The sequence below is a fragment of the Pseudomonas sp. PAMC 25886 genome, from assembly GCF_000242655.1.
Taxonomy (GTDB): Bacteria; Pseudomonadota; Gammaproteobacteria; order Pseudomonadales; family Pseudomonadaceae; genus Aquipseudomonas.
The window spans coordinates 44951-61799 of record NZ_AHHC01000036.1 but is presented as its reverse complement, the minus strand read 5'-3'; the positions used below and the strand labels follow the sequence as shown (position 1 = coordinate 61799).

Below are 16849 nucleotides of genomic sequence, written 5' to 3'. Positions count from 1 at the left end.
GATCAAAAGCGAAAGCCAAATCTGAAACTGCTGCAGCTCTGCTTTTGTGTGGGAGCTGGCTTGCCTGCGATGCAGACACCTCGGTTTTTCAGGTACACCGAGGCGAGGCCATCGCAGGCAAGCCAGCTCCCACATTTGACCGTGCCCGCTGTAGATTTTGATCTTGATGTTGCCTTTGCTTCACACCACTCAAGCCGGCCTGTAGGCCGCTGTGTTCTTGATCTGCTTTTGATCTTGATCTTAGGCGCCCCGTTAAACCACGCTGGCCGAACGCAGGTAGTACGGAGCGGGTAAACCGGCAGGACGCCGGTTTAGCCGCGACGGGGCAGGGACGCCCCGTCGCGGCGGCCCGCGGAGTAGTACCGGAGAGAGGGCACATCGAGCCTAGGCGAGGTGCCGAGTGGTGGGGCAAGAGCGTTTTGCTTACTTTTGCGCTGTTCAAAAGTGAGCCGCTGTAAGAGCGGAACCCATAGCGGCCCTAACCGCAGCAACGGATATGCCCCCCATCTAAAACCTACTTCTTTTTCTTCGGAATCCGCACCAACCGCGTATCCGAATAAATGTCATGCCAGCCACGCTTCTGCTTATCAAACAACGCCCAGATAAACCCCAGCCCAACGCACAACCACGAAGCGATCGACACCACAAACCGCAACAACGCCTGCCACAGGCTGATCCGCGACCCATCAGCGTTCTGCACCCGGACCCCCCACACCTGCATGCCCAGGGTCTGCCCCGAATACGTCCAGAACTTGGCAAAAAAACCAAACAGCACAAAAAACAAAATCGTCGATAACAGTGGGTCACCATCCAGCGCGCCGGATTCAGAAAGCGCCCGCAGCTTGGCCTCACCGACAAACCCCATCCACACCAGCTTGTAGATAAAGGCCGTGACGATCAGCAGGGCAGTGCACAACAGGAAATCATAGAACATCGCTGCCAGACGACGGCCCAGGCCTACGGGAGGAAACTCGCCTTGGGGGCTCAGCAGGTGTTTCGACATGGCATGGCTCTCGGCAGAAAAAAGCCATTTTACGGAATAACGCTCATAAAAAAGCCCCTGATGTCATATCAGGGGCTTTTTGTCGCAGAAGAGATCAACCCTCTGCTTGTACCTCGTCGGCTTGCATGCCTTTCTGGCCTTGCACCGCGATGAAGGTCACTTTCTGGCCTTCCTTCAGGCTTTTGAAGCCGTTGCCCTGAATAGCGCGGAAGTGGACGAACAGATCCGGACCGCTTTCTGGAGTGATAAAACCAAACCCTTTCTCGTCGTTAAACCACTTGACGGTACCGCTCTGACGTTCAGCCATTTTCTTATTTCCTTGACGCAAAAAATTAATGACAGCCCCTTTCACATGAAAGAGTACTGGGCTGGGTTGCAGGAAAGTAAGAGACGTCGAACGGGTTGTAGCAAACTTTGGCTACTGCCCAGGTCCAGGTTCCAAGCGACCCATGCAAACACAGTGGGCAAACTCTACGCCAACTAAGACAGAAAAAACAAGCCCCGGGAAAAGCCCAGCGTTTACTCGGCTTTGTGACACTTCGGTCAACAATGTGGATCCCGTTTATTCGATAGAGTTGGTCACTTGTTATAGGTGACTGAACATAACATTGACTATCGTCAATGCACTTTTATGTGGCGGTTGCGTTACAAATTAGTGCGCTTTAACGCAACCGCGTTACTTATAGGAACAGTCAATCAACCACGGTAGTAACGCTGTGGCACGAATGGCATTTTACTTACACGAAGTGGCACCTTTTTCCCACGTACCAATGCAGACACTTTGGTATCCAGTGCGATGAATGCGCTGTCCAGGTAACCCATGGCCAGAGGGCCGCCCAGGCTCGGGCCAAAACCGCCGCTGCAGACGCTGCCGATCACGGTGCCGTGCTCGTCGACGATTTCTGCGCCTTCACGTACCGGCGTGCGTTCCTGCGGCAGCAGGCCCACGCGTTTGCGGCTCACACCGGTTTGTTGCTGGGTGAAGATCGCGTCGGCGCCCGGGAAACCACCGGCACGCGCGCCGTCTGCACGACGGGCCTTGGAAATCGCCCACAACAGGCTGGCTTCAATCGGCGTGGTCTCGGTGTTCATGTCGTGGCCGTAGAGGCACAGGCCGGCTTCCAGGCGCAGGGAGTCGCGGGCGCCCAGGCCGATGGCCTGTACTTCGGTTTCGGCCAGCAGGCTGCGGGCCAGGGCTTCGGCACTGGCGGCCGGTACCGAGATTTCGAAACCGTCTTCGCCGGTGTAGCCCGAGCGGCTGACGTAGCAGTCCACGCCCAGCAGGCGGGTCGGTGCGAATTGCATGAAGGTCATGTGCTTGACCTCCGGTGCCAGGCGCGCCAGTACGCTGACAGCGGCCGGGCCTTGCAGGGCCAGCAGGGCACGTTCCTCGAACAGCGGCTCGATGGTGCACTGGTCACCGATGTGCTGGCGCAAGTGGGCCAGGTCCTGGTCCTTGCAGGCGGCGTTGACCACCAGGAACAGTTCGTCGTTACCCAGGTTGGCGACCATCAGGTCATCCAGGATGCCGCCTTGCTCGTTGGTGAACATCGCATAGCGCTGCATGCCCACCGGCAGGTCGATGATGTCTACAGGCACCAGGCTTTCCAGGGCCTTGGCGGCACCTGCGCCGGTCAGGCGGATCTGGCCCATGTGGGACACATCGAACAACCCGGCCTGTTCACGGGTGTGCAGGTGTTCCTTCATCACGCCCAACGGGTATTGCACCGGCATGTCGTAGCCGGCGAACGGCACCATGCGCGCGCCCAACTCGATGTGCAGGGCGTGCAACGGGGTTTTCAACAGGGTTTCGGTGGACATATTCAGCTCCTGAAAAACGTGCGGACGCGCTGGTGGGCGTCAGCACTCGATAATGTTGACCGCCAAACCGCCACGGGCGGTTTCCTTGTATTTGCTTTTCATGTCGGCGCCGGTCTGGCGCATGGTGCGGATGACCTTGTCGAGGGACACGAAATGCTGCCCGTCGCCGCGCAGGGCCATGCGCACCGCATTGATGGCCTTGACCGAGCCCATGGCGTTGCGCTCGATGCAGGGCACCTGCACCAGGCCGCCAATCGGGTCGCAGGTAAGACCCAGGTTGTGTTCCATGCCGATCTCGGCGGCGTTCTCCACCTGGGAAACCGTACCGCCCAATACCTCACACAACGCGCCGGCGGCCATGGAGCAGGCCACGCCGACTTCCCCCTGGCAGCCGACTTCGGCGCCGGAGATCGAGGCATTTTCTTTGTACAGGATGCCGATGGCAGCGGCGGTGAGCAGGAAACGCACCACGCCGTCTTCGCTGGCGCCCGGGATAAAGCGCATGTAGTAGTGCAACACCGCCGGCACAATCCCCGCCGCACCGTTGGTGGGCGCAGTGACTACGCGCCCGCCATTGGCGTTTTCTTCGTTGACCGCCAGGGCGTACAGGTTGACCCAGTCCAGCACCGACAGCGGGTCACGCAGCGCCGATTCCGGGTTCTTGCACAGCTGGCGATGCAGCGCGGCGGCGCGGCGCTTGACCTTCAGGCCGCCGGGCAAAATCCCTTCATTGCGACAGCCCGCGTCCACGCAGTCCTGCATCACCTGCCAGATCTTCAGCAGGCCCGCGCGGGTTTCCGCTTCCGGGCGCCAGGCGCTTTCATTGGTCAGCATCACCTGGCTGATGGACAGCCCATAGGTGGCGCAATGGCCGAGCAGGTCCTTGGCGCTTTTGAACGGGAAGGTCAGGGGCGTGGCGTCTTCGACGATCCGGTCGTGGCCGGCGGCGTCTTCATCCACCACAAATCCGCCGCCCACCGAGTAGTACTCGCGGCTGCGAATCTGCAAACCGGCGGCGTCGAAAGCGCGAAAGATCATGCCGTTGGGATGATAGGGCAGGGGTTTGCGAATCATCGCCAGGTGTTCTTTCTCGTTGAACGCAATGCTGTGTTCACCGAGCAGGTTCAAGCGTGCGTTGCCGCGAATTTCCAACAGGCGTGCGGCGACGGTTTCAGTGTTCACGGTGTCCGGGTGTTCGCCTTCCAGGCCCAGCAATACAGCCTTGTCGCTGCCGTGGCCTTTGCCGGTGGCGCCGAGGGAGCCATAGAGTTCCACCTTGACGCAGGTGGTAGCGCTCAGCAGGTTGTCGCGCTTGAGGCCTTCGACGAATCGGGCAGCGGCGCGCATCGGGCCGACGGTGTGGGAGCTGGAGGGGCCGATGCCAATCTTGAACAGGTCGAACACGCTTAAAGACATGGTTGTTCTCCGGTTTCTTATTATTTATCGGGTGTACGCGGTCCCAATGTGGGAGCCGGGCTTGTGTGGGAGCTGGCTTGCCTGCGATAGCATCACCCGGGTCTACCGGATAGACCGAGGTGCTTGCATCGCAGGCAAGCCAGCTCCCACAAAAGCCAGCTCCCACATTGACCGCGTTCTACCGCTCAGGTTACGCGTAGCTTTCGATCGACGGGCAAGCGCACACCAAATTGCGATCGCCAAACACGTTGTCGACCCGGCCAACCGGTGGCCAGTACTTGGCTTCGATCAACGACGCCACCGGGTACACCGCTTGTTCACGGCTGTATGGGTGGCTCCATTCGCCAACCAGTTCCGCGGCAGTGTGTGGTGCGTTCTTCAGCGGGTTGTCGTCCTTGTCCAGCGAGCCGTTTTCCACCGCGCGGATTTCTTCGCGGATGGCGATCATGGCGTCGCAGAAGCGGTCCAGTTCTTCCCGGGATTCGCTTTCAGTCGGCTCGATCATCAAGGTGCCGGCCACCGGGAACGACATGGTCGGCGCGTGGAAACCGAAGTCGATCAGGCGCTTGGCCACGTCATCCACGCTGATGCCGCTGCTGTCTTTCAACGGGCGCAGGTCGAGGATGCATTCGTGGGCCACCAGGCCGTTGCTGCCGGTGTAGAGCACGGGGTAGTGCTCTTCGAGGCGACGGGAAATGTAGTTGGCATTCAGGATCGCCAACTGCGACGCGCGCTTGAGGCCCGCGCCGCCCATCATGCTGATGTACATCCAGGTGATCGGCAGAATGCTCGCGCTGCCGAACGGTGCGGCGCAGACCGCGCCTTCCTTACGTTCCATCGCGGCATGACCCGGCAGGAACGGCGTCAGGTGGGATTTCACGCCAATCGGGCCAACGCCCGGGCCGCCACCGCCGTGGGGAATGCAGAAGGTCTTGTGCAGGTTCAGGTGGGACACGTCGCCGCCGAACTTGCCCGGGGCGCACAGGCCGACCATCGCGTTCATGTTGGCGCCGTCGATGTACACCTGGCCGCCGTTGTCGTGAATGATCCCGCAGATTTCGCGGATGCCTTCTTCGAACACGCCGTGGGTCGACGGGTAGGTGATCATCAGCGCAGCGAGGTGCTCGCGGTGTTCGATAGCCTTGGCGCGCAGGTCTTCGATGTCGACGTTACCGCGCGCATCGCATGCAGTCACCACCACGCGCATGCCAGCCATGTTGGCGGTGGCCGGGTTAGTGCCGTGGGCCGACGACGGGATCAGGCAGATATCGCGGCGCTCTTCGCCACGGCTCTGGTGATAGGCACGAATGGCGAGCAGGCCGGCGTACTCGCCCTGGGAACCGGCGTTCGGTTGCAGGGAAATCGCGTCGTAACCGGTGGCCGCGCAGAGCATGGCTTCCAGTTCGGTGGTCAGTTGCTGGTAGCCGGCGCTTTGCGAGGCAGGGGCGAACGGGTGCAGGGCACCGAACTCGGCCCAGGTCACCGGGATCATTTCGCTGGCGGCGTTGAGCTTCATGGTGCACGAGCCCAGCGGGATCATGGTGCGATCCAGGGCCAGGTCCTTGTCGGCCAGCTTGCGCAGGTAGCGCATCAGCTCGGTTTCGGAGTGATAACGGTTGAACACCGGGTGGCTGAGGATCGGCGACTGGCGCAGCAGTGCGGCGGGCAGGGTGCTTTCAACGCTGGCGGCGAGTGCGGCGAAGTCCGGCAGGGCTTTACCGCCTGCGAACACGCTCCACAGGGTTTCGATGTCGGCTTGCGAAGTGGTTTCGTCTACCGACAGGCCAAGGCGCTCGCCATCGACCACACGCAGGTTGATGCGCTGGGCGCGGGCCTTGTCGTGCAGGGCGGCGGTGTGTGCGCCGGTCTTGATGGTCAGGGTGTCGAAGAAGTTTTCTTGCTCAACCTTCAGGCCCAACGCGCTCAGGCCTTTGGCGAAGATCGCGGTCAGGTGGTGAATGCGGTTGGCGATCTGGGTCAGGCCTTTAGGGCCGTGGTACACGGCGTACATGCTGGCGATGTTGGCCAGCAGCACCTGGGCGGTGCAGATGTTGCTGGTGGCTTTCTCGCGGCGGATATGTTGCTCGCGAGTCTGCATGGCCAGGCGCAGGGCCGGCTTGCCGAAACGGTCGACGGACACGCCGACCAGGCGGCCCGGCATGTCGCGCTTGAACGCATCCTTGGTAGAGAAGTACGCCGCGTGCGGGCCACCAAAGCCCAGCGGTACGCCGAAGCGTTGCGCGCTGCCGATGGCCACGTCGGCGCCGAATTCACCCGGCGGGGTCAGCAGGGTCAGGGCCAGCAGGTCGGCGGCCACGGCCACCAGGGCGTTGGCGGCGTGGAAGCGTTCGGTCAGCTCAACGTAGTCGAACACGTCACCGTTGCTGGCCGGGTATTGCAGCAGGGCGCCGAAGAAGGCGCTGACGTCGGTCAGTTCACGCTCGTCGCCTACCACCACGTCAATGCCCAGTGGTTCGGCACGGGTGCGCAGCACATCGAGGGTTTGCGGGTGGCTGTGTACGGAGGCGAAGAACGCATTGCTGCCTTTGTTCTTGCTCAGGCGTTTGCAGAAGGTCATGGCTTCGGCAGCGGCGGTGGCTTCGTCCAGCAAGGATGCGTTGGCGATCGGCAGGCCAGTGAGGTCGCTGATCAGCGTCTGGAAGTTCAGCAGCGACTCCAGGCGGCCTTGGGAAATCTCCGGCTGGTAAGGCGTGTAGGCGGTGTACCAGGCCGGGTTTTCCAGGAGGTTGCGCAGGATCGGCGACGGCGTGTGGCAGTTGTAATAGCCCTGGCCGATGTAAGTCTTGAACAGCTCGTTCTTGGCGGCAATCGCCTTGATCGAAGCCAGTGCATCGGCCTCGCTCAGGCCGTCGCTCAGGCCCAGTACGGCGGTGCCCTTGATGCTTTCCGGGATCACGCTGGCGCTCAGGGCTTCCAGGGAATCAAAGCCCAGGGTGGAGAGCATGTGTTGCTCGTCGTCCTGGCGCGGGCCGATGTGGCGGGCGATGAATTCGTTGGCGGTGGTCAGATTAACGGTCATGGCGCGCTCCTCAGGCTTCGGCGTTGGCTTTGATCAGGCGGTCGTACGCATCCTGATCCAACAGCTTAGCTACTGCACCGGCGTCGGCCGGCTTAAAGCGGAAGAACCAGCCTTCGCCCATCGGGTCTTCGTTGACCAGCTCGGGGCTGCCGTCCAGCTTGTCGTTCACTTCGAGGATTTCGCCATCCAGCGGCATGTACACGCCGCTGGCGGCCTTGACCGATTCAACGGTGGAGGCTTCTGCCCCTTTGTCGTAGGACTGCAGCTCCGGCAGTTGCACGAAAACCACATCACCCAGCGCGTTCTGCGCAAAAGCGGTAATGCCCACGGTCACGCTGCCGTCGGCTTCGGCGCGCAGCCATTCGTGATCTTCAGTAAAGCGCAACTCGCTCATGGAAACTCCTCAGGGCCAGATTCGTCTGGTGGACGGGATTGGAATAATGGGGAGTTGCTTAGCAAAAACGCGGCCAATGTTTTTTTGTCTTTATAAAACAAGGGGTTATTGATTTTGGTTGGCGAGGTTCGAACCGAGGCTGTAGCGATATCGCTACAGCTCGACGCACGAAAAAAAGCCTATGAGGATCAAAGCCTTGCATGGCGACGGTTGAAGGGGTCTGTATCGATATCGTTCCACTGTAGCGCTTTCAGTACAGGTGGAGGTCGCTTTTGATATCAACGTTGGAATGCAATCAATGTGGGAGCTGGCAAGCCAGCTCCCACATGTTGACCGCGTGCAGTCAGGGCTTGTTGGGAATGCCGTACTTGCGCAAGCGGTGGGCAATGGCGGTGTGGGAAGTTTGCAGGCGGCTGGCCAGTTGGCGTGTGGACGGGTAGCTGACGTACAGCTTCTCCAACAAGGTGCGCTCGAAGTCTTCCACCGCCTGCTCCAGGCTGTCGATTTCCCCATCGCTCTGGCGCGCAACGGAGGTGCCGGCGATGTCCAGGTCGCCAATGTCCACCAGGCTGCTTTCGCAAATGGCGGCAGCGCGGAAAATCACGTTCTGCAACTGGCGCACGTTGCCCGGCCAGCGGTTGCCGAGCAGTGCCGGATAGGTGCCCGGCGCCAGGCGGCAGACCGGGCGCTGGATCTGGGCGCAGGCCTGCTGCATGAAGTAACGGGCCAGCAACAGGATGTCCTGGCCGCGCTCGCGCAGGGGCGGCACTTCGACGTTGAGCACGTTGAGGCGGTAGAACAGGTCTTCGCGGAAGGTGCCTTCGCTGACCATCTTTTCCAGGTCGCGGTGGGTGGCGCTGAGGATCCGCACATTGACCTTCACCTCACGGTCGCCGCCCACGCGACGGAAGCTGCCGTCGTTGAGAAACCGCAGCAGCTTGGCCTGCAAGTACGGCGACATCTCGCCGATCTCGTCGAGGAACACCGTGCCCTGGTTCGCCAGTTCCATCAGCCCCGGCTTGCCGCCACGCTGGGCGCCGGTGAAGGCGCCGGGGGCGTAGCCGAACAGCTCGCTCTCGGCCAGGTTCTCCGGCAGGGCCGCGCAGTTCAGGGCCAGGAAAGGCGCACTGTGGCGGGCGCTGATGGCGTGGCAGGCGCGGGCCACCAGTTCCTTGCCGGTGCCGGTCTCGCCCTGGATCAACAACGGTGCATCCAGCGCCGCCACCCGTTGCGCCCGCGCCTTGAGGGTGCGGATCGCCGGGGACTCGCCCAGCAGCGCGTCGAACCCTTCGGCATGGTCATGGTGCAGCGCCGACAGTTGTTCGCCGATGCGGTTGGGTTGGTACAGGGTCAGCAGGGCACCGGCGTCGGTGATCGGCGTGGCGTCCAGCAGCAGGGTCTGGCCGTTGACGCTGATTTCCCGCAGGGCCAGGCGAAAACCGTGTTCCAGCAAGGTGGCCAGCAGTGATGGGTCGTCGAACAGTTCGTTGATGCTTTCCCCGGCGGGCTCGCGACCGTACAGGGCGATCAACGCCGGGTTGGCCAGCAGGATCTTGCCGGCGCTGTCCAGGGCCAATACCGGGTCGGTCATCGCGGCCAGCAGGGCGTCGAGTTGCAGGTGCTGGCGCTGGCCGGGAAGGATGTCGACCACGGTCACCGCTTGCACGCCGCGCACGCTGAACAGTGCATCGCGCAGTTCTTCCAGCACTTCGGCGCTCAGGGTTGGCGCGTCGATGTAGACGTTGGGCGGCACCATTTCCACCGCATCCAGGTTGAGATTGCGCCCACCGAGCAAGGCCAGGACTTCCTGGGTGATGCCGACGCGGTCGATGAAGCTGACGTGGATACGCATGGGGCGGTTAGCGGTTCTGGCGGGCGAGAGGTGGCAAGTATGCCTGACAGGTGGTGGAGATCAAAAATGTGGGAGCTGGCTTGCCTGCGATAGCGGTGGATCAGTCAGTGAAAAATATTAACTGTCAGTCCGCTGTCGCAGGCAAGCCAGCTCCCACAGGGGATCGCCGGTGTTAATGAAATCGGGTTATTCCAGGTGTTCAGGTTTGATCGGGTCGCCCGGCTTCACATCCAGCTGATGCCGCACATCCTCAAACATCAAGTCGTACTGCTTGTGCATCTGGCCATTGAGCACGGCAATCTTCGGCATGCCGTACTTCTGCGCGATGTTCATCGCCTGCCGGGCGAAGTCGAACGACTGGTCCTTGGGCAGGAAAAACTCTTCCTTGAGGTCCTTGCCCTGCACCGAGCCGTGCATCTTGAAGAGCATTCCCTTGCCTTCCTTTGGGTCCTGGCTGACTTCGTAGTCGATGCACAGGTTGTAGCTGTAGTCATCCTTGTTCAGCGCGTGGCGTTCGATGTGCAAGTGACCAGGTTCAAAGGTAGCCATAGGCGTTTCTCCTCTACTTCACAGGTAGGTGATGCCAGGTTTTGCGGTACTGATGCGAGTGCCGGCGCTGCCCTGGACGATCGCTTCGATGTCCGAGAGTGAACCGATCACTGCGGTTTTGCCAGTCTGGCGGGCGAACTCGCACGCCGCCTGGACCTTCGGCCCCATGGAGCCGGCGGCGAAGCCGAGCTTTTCCATTTCGTCCGGGTGCGCCTGGCCGATGGCTTTCTGCGTCGGTTTGCCGAAGTCGATAAATGCCGCGTTGACATCGGTGGCAATCACCAGCAAATCGGCGTCCAGTTGCCCGGCCAGCAGGGAGGAACACAGGTCTTTGTCGATCACGGCTTCAATGCCCTTGAGCTTGCCGTCTTCGCCATACATCGTCGGAATCCCGCCGCCGCCTGCGCAGATCACGATGCTGCCTTTTTCCAGCAGCCACTGGATCGGGCGGATTTCAAAGATCCGCTTTGGCCGTGGGCTGGCCACTACGCGGCGATACTTGTCGCCATCGGGGGCAATCGCCCAGCCTTTTTCAGCGGCAAGTTTTTCTGCCTCGGCTTTGGAGTAGACCGGGCCGATGGGCTTGGTCGGGTTCTGGAAGGCCGGGTCCTTGGCGTCCACTTCGACCTGGGTCAACAGGGTGGCGAACGGCACTTCGAAGTCCAGCAGGTTGCCCAGTTCCTGTTCGATGATGTAGCCGATCATGCCTTCGGTTTCAGCGCCCAGCACATCCAGCGGATACGGCGAAACCTGGGTGTAGGCGGCAGCCTGCAGCGACAGCAGGCCCACTTGCGGGCCATTGCCGTGGGCAATCACCAGCTCGTTGCCGCTGTGGATCTTGGCGATCTGTTCGGTGGCGATGCGGATATTGGCCCGTTGATTGTCTGCGGTCATGGGTTCACCACGGCGCAGAAGGGCGTTGCCGCCCAGTGCAACGACGATACGCATAATGCAATCCTTCTAGAATTCGACCTTGTGAACACAGGGCAAACTGTGGGAGCGGGCTTGTGTGGGAGCCGGGCTTGCCCGCGATGGCATCACCTCGGTGCATCTGAAATACCGAGGCGTCTGCATCGCAGGCAAGCCAGCTCCCACAAAAGCACTCCCACATTGACTGTGTTCCGACAGTGGGAGCGGTGTTGGGTCAGATATCCGCCAACGCCGACACCAGAATCGCCTTGATGGTGTGCATGCGGTTCTCGGCTTGCTCAAAGGCAATGTTGGCCGGGGACTCAAACACTTCTTCGGTCACTTCCACGCCGTTGGCCAGGTTCGGATAACGCGCGGCGATGTCCTTGCCGACCTTGGTCTCGCTGTTATGGAACGCCGGCAGGCAGTGCATGAATTTCACCCGTGGGTTGCCCGAGGCCTTCATCATCTTGGCGTTGACCTGGTACGGCAGCAGTTGCTCGATGCGCTCGTCCCACGCTTCCACCGGCTCGCCCATGGACACCCAGATATCGGTGTGGATGAAGTCCACGCCTTTGACCGCTTCTTTCGGGTCTTCGGTGATGGTGATGCGCGCGCCGCTTTCTTCAGCGAACTCTTGGCACTGCTTGATGAAATCAGCATGCGGCCACAGGGCTTTCGGCGCGCCGATGCGCACGTCCATGCCCAGCTTGGCGCCGATCATCAGCAGCGAGTTGCCCATGTTGTAGCGGGCATCGCCCAGGTAGGCGTAGCTGATGTCATGCAGCGGCTTGTCGCTGTGCTCGCGCATGGTCAGGGTGTCGGCGATCATTTGGGTGGGGTGGAATTCGGCGGTCAGGCCGTTGAACACCGGCACGCCGGCAAACTTGGCCAGCTCTTCGACGATTTCCTGTTCAAAGCCACGGTACTCGATGGCATCGAACATCCGGCCGAGGACGCGGGCCGTGTCTTTCATGCTTTCCTTGTGGCCGATCTGCGACGACACCGGGTCGATGTAGGTGACGTGCGCACCCTGGTCGTGGGCCGCGACTTCGAAGGCGCAACGGGTGCGGGTCGAGGTTTTTTCGAAGATCAGCGCGATGTTTTTGCCCTTCAGGTGCGGACGCTCGGTGCCGGTGTATTTGGCGCGCTTGAGGTCGCGGGACAGGTCCAGCAGGTAGTGCAGCTCGCGGGTGGTGTGGTGCATCAGCGACAGCAGGCTGCGGTTGCGCATGTTAAAAGCCATGGTGGATCTCCTTAGGTTTCGGTTATCCCCTTGGCCACTGCTGGATAAGCAGCGGCCAAGGCCAAAAAATTAATAGTCGATTGGGTCGCGAATGATCGGGCAGGTCATGCAGTGGCCGCCGCCACGGCCCCGGCCGAGTTCACCGGCGCTGATGGTGATGACTTCCACGCCGGCCTTGCGCAGCAGGGTATTGGTGTAGGTATTGCGGTCGTAGCCGATCACTACGCCAGGCTCCACGGCCACCACGTTGTTGCCGTCATCCCACTGCTCGCGTTCGGCGGCGAAGCTGTTGCCGCCGGTTTCCACCACGCGCAGGGCCTTGAGGTTCAGGGCGGCGGCGACGGTGTCGAGGAAGTTGGTTTTTTCGCGCTGGATATCGATGCCGCCGGGCTTGGTCTCGTCCGGGCGCAGGGTGAAGGCGACGATCTGGTTCACCACTTCCGGGAAGATGGTGACCAGGTCGCGGTCGCAGAAGCTGAACACCGTGTCGAGGTGCATCGCCGCGCGGGATTTCGGCAGGCCGGCAACGATCACGCGCTCCACGGCTTTGTGCTTGAACAGGTTCAGCGCGAGTTGGCCGATGGCCTGGCGCGAGGAGCGCTCGCCCATGCCGATCAACACCACGCCGTTCCCGATCGGCATCACGTCGCCGCCTTCCAGCGTGGCGTTGCCGTGTTCCTGGTCGGGGTCGCCGTACCACACCTGGAAGTCAGCGTTGGTGAACTCGGGGTGGAATTTGTAGATGGCGCTCGCCAGCAGGGTTTCCTGGCGTCGCGCCGGCCAGTACATCGGGTTCAGCGTCACGCCGCCATAGATCCAGCAGGTGGTGTCGCGGGTGAACTGGGTGTTCGGCAGTGGCGGCAGGATGAAGCTCGAATGCCCGAGGAAGTCGCGGAACATCTCGATGGTCTTGCCGCCGAAACTGCTCGGCAGGTCATCGGCCGACACACCGCCGATCAGGAACTCGGCGACCTTGCGCGGCTCCAGGCTGCGCAGCCACGAGCCGACTTCATTGACCAAGCCCAGGCCGACCTGGTTGGCGGTGATCTTGCGCTCCAGGATCCAGTCCAGGGCTTCGGGGATGGCGACGATGTCGGTCAGCAGGTTGTGCATTTCCAGCACATCGATGTCGCGCTCGCGCATCTTGGTCACGAAGTCGAAATGGTCGCGCTTGGCCTGGGCCACCCACAGCACATCATCGAACAGCAATTCATCGCAGTTGTTGGGGGTCAGCCGCTGGTGGGCCAAACCTGGGGAGCACACCATGACTTTGCGCAGTTTGCCGGCTTCGGAATGTACGCCGTACTTCACTTTTTCCGTGGTCATTACAGATCCTCCAGTGAACAATAATTACAGGGTCAGGAAACCGTCGTAGAGCCCATAGGCCGCCACCAGGGCGCCGATGACTACTGCGGCGAAAATCAGTTTCTCGACATTGGTGAAAATCGGTTTGCCCAACTCGTGCTTGGCCTTGGCGAACAGGATCGCGCCGGGGGCGTAGAGCAGGGCGGACAGCAGCAGGTACTTGGTGCCGCCGGCATAGAGCAGCCAGACCGCGTAGATCAGCGCGATCGCACCGATAAACAGGTCTTTCTTGCGGTCGGCCAGGGCGTTTTCGTAGGTCTCACCGCGCACCGCCAGCAACAGCGCATAGGCCGCCGACCACAGGTAAGGCACCAGGATCATCGAGGTGGCGAGGTAGATCAGCGACAGGTAAGTGCTGGCCGAGAACAGGGTGATCACCAGGAAAATCTGCACCATGGCGTTGGTCAGCCACAGGGCGTTGACCGGCACGTGGTTGGCGTTTTCCTTACGCAGGAACTCCGGCATGGTGTGGTCCTTGGCCGCGGCGAACATGATCTCCGCACACAGCAGCACCCACGACAGCAACGCCCCCAGCAAGGAAATGATCAAGCCGACGCTGATCAGCACCGCGCCCCAATGCCCCACCACATGCTCCAGCACCGCGGCCATCGACGGGTTCTGCAGCTTGGCCAGTTCCGGCTGGGTCATGATCCCCAGGGACAGCACGTTCACCAGCATCAGGAACAGCAGCACAGTGATGAAACCAATCACGGTGGCCTTGCCGACGTCGGAGCGTTTTTCGGCGCGGGACGAGAAGATGCTCGCGCCTTCGATGCCGATGAACACCCAGACGGTGACCAGCATCATGTTGCGCACCTGGTTCATTACGCTGCCCAGGTCCGGGTTTTTCACGCCCCAGATGTCTGCGGTGAAGATGTCCAGCTTGAACGCGAAGAGCGCGATCAACACGAACAGCACCAGCGGCACCACCTTGGCGACGGTGGTCACCAGGTTGATGAACGCCGCTTCCTTGATCCCGCGCAGCACCAGGAAGTGCACGGCCCACAACAGCACCGATGCGCCGATCACCGCCGCCGGGGTGTTGCCTTCACCGAAGATGGGGAAGAAGTAACCGAGGGTGCTGAACAGCAGCACGAAGTAGCCGACGTTGCCCAGCCAGGCACTGATCCAGTAACCCCAGGCCGACGAGAAACCCATGTAGTCGCCAAACCCGGCCTTGGCGTAGGCATACACCCCACCGTCGAGGTCAGGCTTGCGATTGGCCAGGGTCTGGAAGACGAAGGCGAGGGTCAACATGCCCACGGCGGTAATCACCCAACCAATCAGTACCGCGCCCACATCGGCGCTGGCCGCCATGTTTTGCGGCAGTGAGAAGATCCCGCCACCAATCATTGAACCCACGACAAGTGCAACCAGTGCGCCTAATCGAAGTTTTCCGGGAGATTCAGACATCGCATGACTCCAATGCAGGAGAAGAGAGACCACAGAATAAATCCGTGCGCTAATCAAACAGCTGACTCAGATCACTTCATTGGCACATTCCATTGTGAATTAATGACTTATGATGAAAGCTACGGGCGCTGAAGTGCCCCGCAGAGGCTCGTCGTAGAGCGTTTCTGCGTTTCAAACAACAGGATTTCTCATTAGTATGGACCTTTGAAGCTAGCCCGTATTTCCAGATATGCAAACTTTTCCAGAACAGCGTTATTTAAATTATAAATTTGCCTTAACGCTGTTTATTGTCATGCCTTTAAGTTATGAAGCTTGCGTCTTTATTAGCTATATCTAATAAACGCTAGATCGGCTTAATAAATTAGTTGAGTGCACAGTTGTTGGCTCGATTGTTGTTTTTTTCAGGAGTGTCCATGTCCCAACCCTCGGAAAAGCTGCGCCTCAATGCCTTGATCGCCTTGGTGGTGGGCTCGATGATCGGCGGCGGGATTTTCTCGTTGCCGCAGAACATGGCGGCGCGGGCCGAGGTGGGCGCGGTGTTGATTGGCTGGGCAATTACCGCCGTGGGCATGCTGACCCTGGCGTTCGTGTTCCAGACCCTGGCCAACCGCAAGCCCGAGCTGGATTCCGGCGTATACGCCTACGCCAAGGCCGGGTTTGGCGACTACATGGGCTTTTCCTCCGCCTGGGGTTACTGGATCAGCGCCTGGATGGGCAATGTCGGTTACTTCGTGTTGCTATTTAGTACCCTCGGTTACTTTTTTCCGGTGTTCGGCCAGGGCAATACCCCGGTGGCGATCGCCTGCGCGTCGGTGCTGCTGTGGGCCGTGCATTTTCTGGTGATGCGCGGGATCAAGGAGGCGGCGTTCATCAACCAGATCACCACCGTGGCCAAGATCGTGCCGTTGGTGATGTTTATCGTGATCGCCGCCGTGGCGTTCAAGGCCGATATCTTTACCCGCGACATCTGGGGCCTGAGCAACCCGAATTTCGGCGGCGTGGTGGACCAGGTGCGCAACATGATGCTGGTCACGGTGTTTGTGTTTATCGGCATCGAGGGCGCCAGCGTCTACTCGGCGCGAGCCGAGAAACGCTCGGACGTGGGCCGGGCCACGGTGATCGGTTTCCTGGGCGTGCTGGCGCTGCTGGTGTTGGTCAACCTGCTGTCGCTGGGGATCATGAGCCAGCCGGAATTGGCCAACCTGCAAAACCCGTCCCTGGCCGGGGTGCTGGAACATATCGTCGGGCCCTGGGGCGCGTTGTTGATCAGCATCGGGCTGGCGGTTTCGCTGCTGGGGGCGCTGCTGTCGTGGGCGTTGCTTTGCGCCGAAATCCTCTACGCCACCGCCCATGACAAGACCATGCCCGCGTTCCTGAAGAAGGAAAACGTCAACCAGGTGCCCGTCAATGCGCTGTGGCTGACCAACGTGATGATCCAGCTGTTCCTGGTGATCACGCTGTTTTCGGAAAGCACCTACACCACCCTGATCTACCTGGCGTCGTCGATGATCCTCGTGCCTTACCTGTGGTCGGCAGCTTATGCGGTGTTGTTGAGCGGACGCGGCGAAACCTACGAAGGCGCCCACGGCGAACGCATGAAGGACTTGCTGGTGAGCCTGATTGCCCTGGCTTACGCGGTGTGGCTGCTTTACGCCGGTGGTTTGAAATACCTGCTGTTGTCGGCGCTGCTGTATGCGCCGGGGGTGATCCTGTTTGCCCTGGCCAAGCGTGAGCAGGGCCAGCCCTTGTTTACCCACCTGGAAAAAGGCATTTTCGCCTGCGTGATCGCCGGGGCGAGCCTGGCGGCGTATGGGTTGTACAGCGGGGTGTTGTCGTTGTGA

The 16849-nt window shown here is 60.7% G+C and carries 13 protein-coding genes; 1 reads left to right on the top strand and 12 read right to left on the bottom strand.

The window, feature by feature from the left end; genetic code table 11:
* Nucleotides 1-514: 514 nt before the first annotated feature.
* The 12 genes from MUM_RS0111775 to arcD (MUM_RS0111720) form a co-directional block, all read right to left on the bottom strand.
* Nucleotides 515-1003, bottom strand: a complete 489-nt coding sequence (locus MUM_RS0111775; protein WP_010169911.1) for an RDD family protein — start codon at nucleotides 1001-1003, stop codon at nucleotides 515-517.
* Between the two features lie 94 nt (nucleotides 1004-1097).
* Nucleotides 1098-1310: a cold-shock protein gene (locus MUM_RS0111770; protein WP_003316897.1), complete on the bottom strand. Its 213-nt coding sequence runs from the start codon at nucleotides 1308-1310 to the stop codon at nucleotides 1098-1100.
* Between the two features lie 389 nt (nucleotides 1311-1699).
* Entirely contained in the window at nucleotides 1700-2824 is a 1125-nt protein-coding gene (gcvT, locus tag MUM_RS0111765) for a glycine cleavage system aminomethyltransferase GcvT (RefSeq protein ID WP_010169908.1), read from the bottom strand.
* A 39-nt stretch (nucleotides 2825-2863) separates the two neighbouring features.
* A complete protein-coding gene (locus MUM_RS0111760) occupies nucleotides 2864-4240 on the bottom strand; it encodes an L-serine ammonia-lyase (protein ID WP_010169907.1) in 1377 nt (458 codons plus the stop codon).
* 190 nt (nucleotides 4241-4430) lie between these two features.
* Nucleotides 4431-7280 carry an aminomethyl-transferring glycine dehydrogenase gene (gene gcvP / locus MUM_RS0111755; protein ID WP_010169906.1) on the bottom strand — a complete coding sequence of 950 codons (2850 nt, stop codon included), beginning with the start codon at nucleotides 7278-7280 and terminating at the stop codon, nucleotides 4431-4433.
* 10 nt (nucleotides 7281-7290) lie between these two features.
* Nucleotides 7291-7674 carry a glycine cleavage system protein GcvH gene (gene gcvH / locus MUM_RS0111750; protein WP_010169905.1) on the bottom strand — a complete coding sequence of 128 codons (384 nt, stop codon included), beginning with the start codon at nucleotides 7672-7674 and terminating at the stop codon, nucleotides 7291-7293.
* Nucleotides 7675-8017: 343 nt separating this feature from the next.
* A complete protein-coding gene (locus tag MUM_RS0111745; protein WP_010169904.1) occupies nucleotides 8018-9526 on the bottom strand; it encodes a sigma-54-dependent transcriptional regulator in 1509 nt (502 codons plus the stop codon).
* 186 nt (nucleotides 9527-9712) lie between these two features.
* Nucleotides 9713-10075 (bottom strand): DUF5064 family protein, encoded by a 363-nt coding sequence (locus MUM_RS0111740; RefSeq protein WP_010169903.1) that lies wholly within the window; start codon nucleotides 10073-10075, stop codon nucleotides 9713-9715.
* Between the two features lie 18 nt (nucleotides 10076-10093).
* The gene (arcC, locus tag MUM_RS0111735) at nucleotides 10094-11023 is read right to left on the bottom strand and encodes a carbamate kinase (RefSeq protein WP_010169902.1); all 930 of its coding nucleotides are present in this window, start codon (nucleotides 11021-11023) and stop codon (nucleotides 10094-10096) included.
* A 196-nt stretch (nucleotides 11024-11219) separates the two neighbouring features.
* A complete protein-coding gene (locus MUM_RS0111730; RefSeq protein ID WP_010169901.1) occupies nucleotides 11220-12230 on the bottom strand; it encodes an ornithine carbamoyltransferase in 1011 nt (336 codons plus the stop codon).
* A gap of 69 nt (nucleotides 12231-12299) precedes the next feature.
* Entirely contained in the window at nucleotides 12300-13556 is a 1257-nt protein-coding gene (gene arcA / locus MUM_RS0111725) for an arginine deiminase (protein ID WP_010169900.1), read from the bottom strand.
* A 24-nt stretch (nucleotides 13557-13580) separates the two neighbouring features.
* On the bottom strand, nucleotides 13581-15008 hold the full coding sequence (gene arcD, locus MUM_RS0111720) for an arginine-ornithine antiporter (protein WP_010169899.1): 1428 nt from the start codon (nucleotides 15006-15008) through the stop codon (nucleotides 13581-13583).
* A gap of 413 nt (nucleotides 15009-15421) precedes the next feature.
* On the opposite strand from arcD (MUM_RS0111720), the gene arcD (MUM_RS0111715) reads away from it, so the two are divergent.
* Complete coding sequence (gene arcD, locus MUM_RS0111715) at nucleotides 15422-16849, top strand: arginine-ornithine antiporter (RefSeq protein WP_010169898.1); 1428 nt, start codon at nucleotides 15422-15424, stop codon at nucleotides 16847-16849.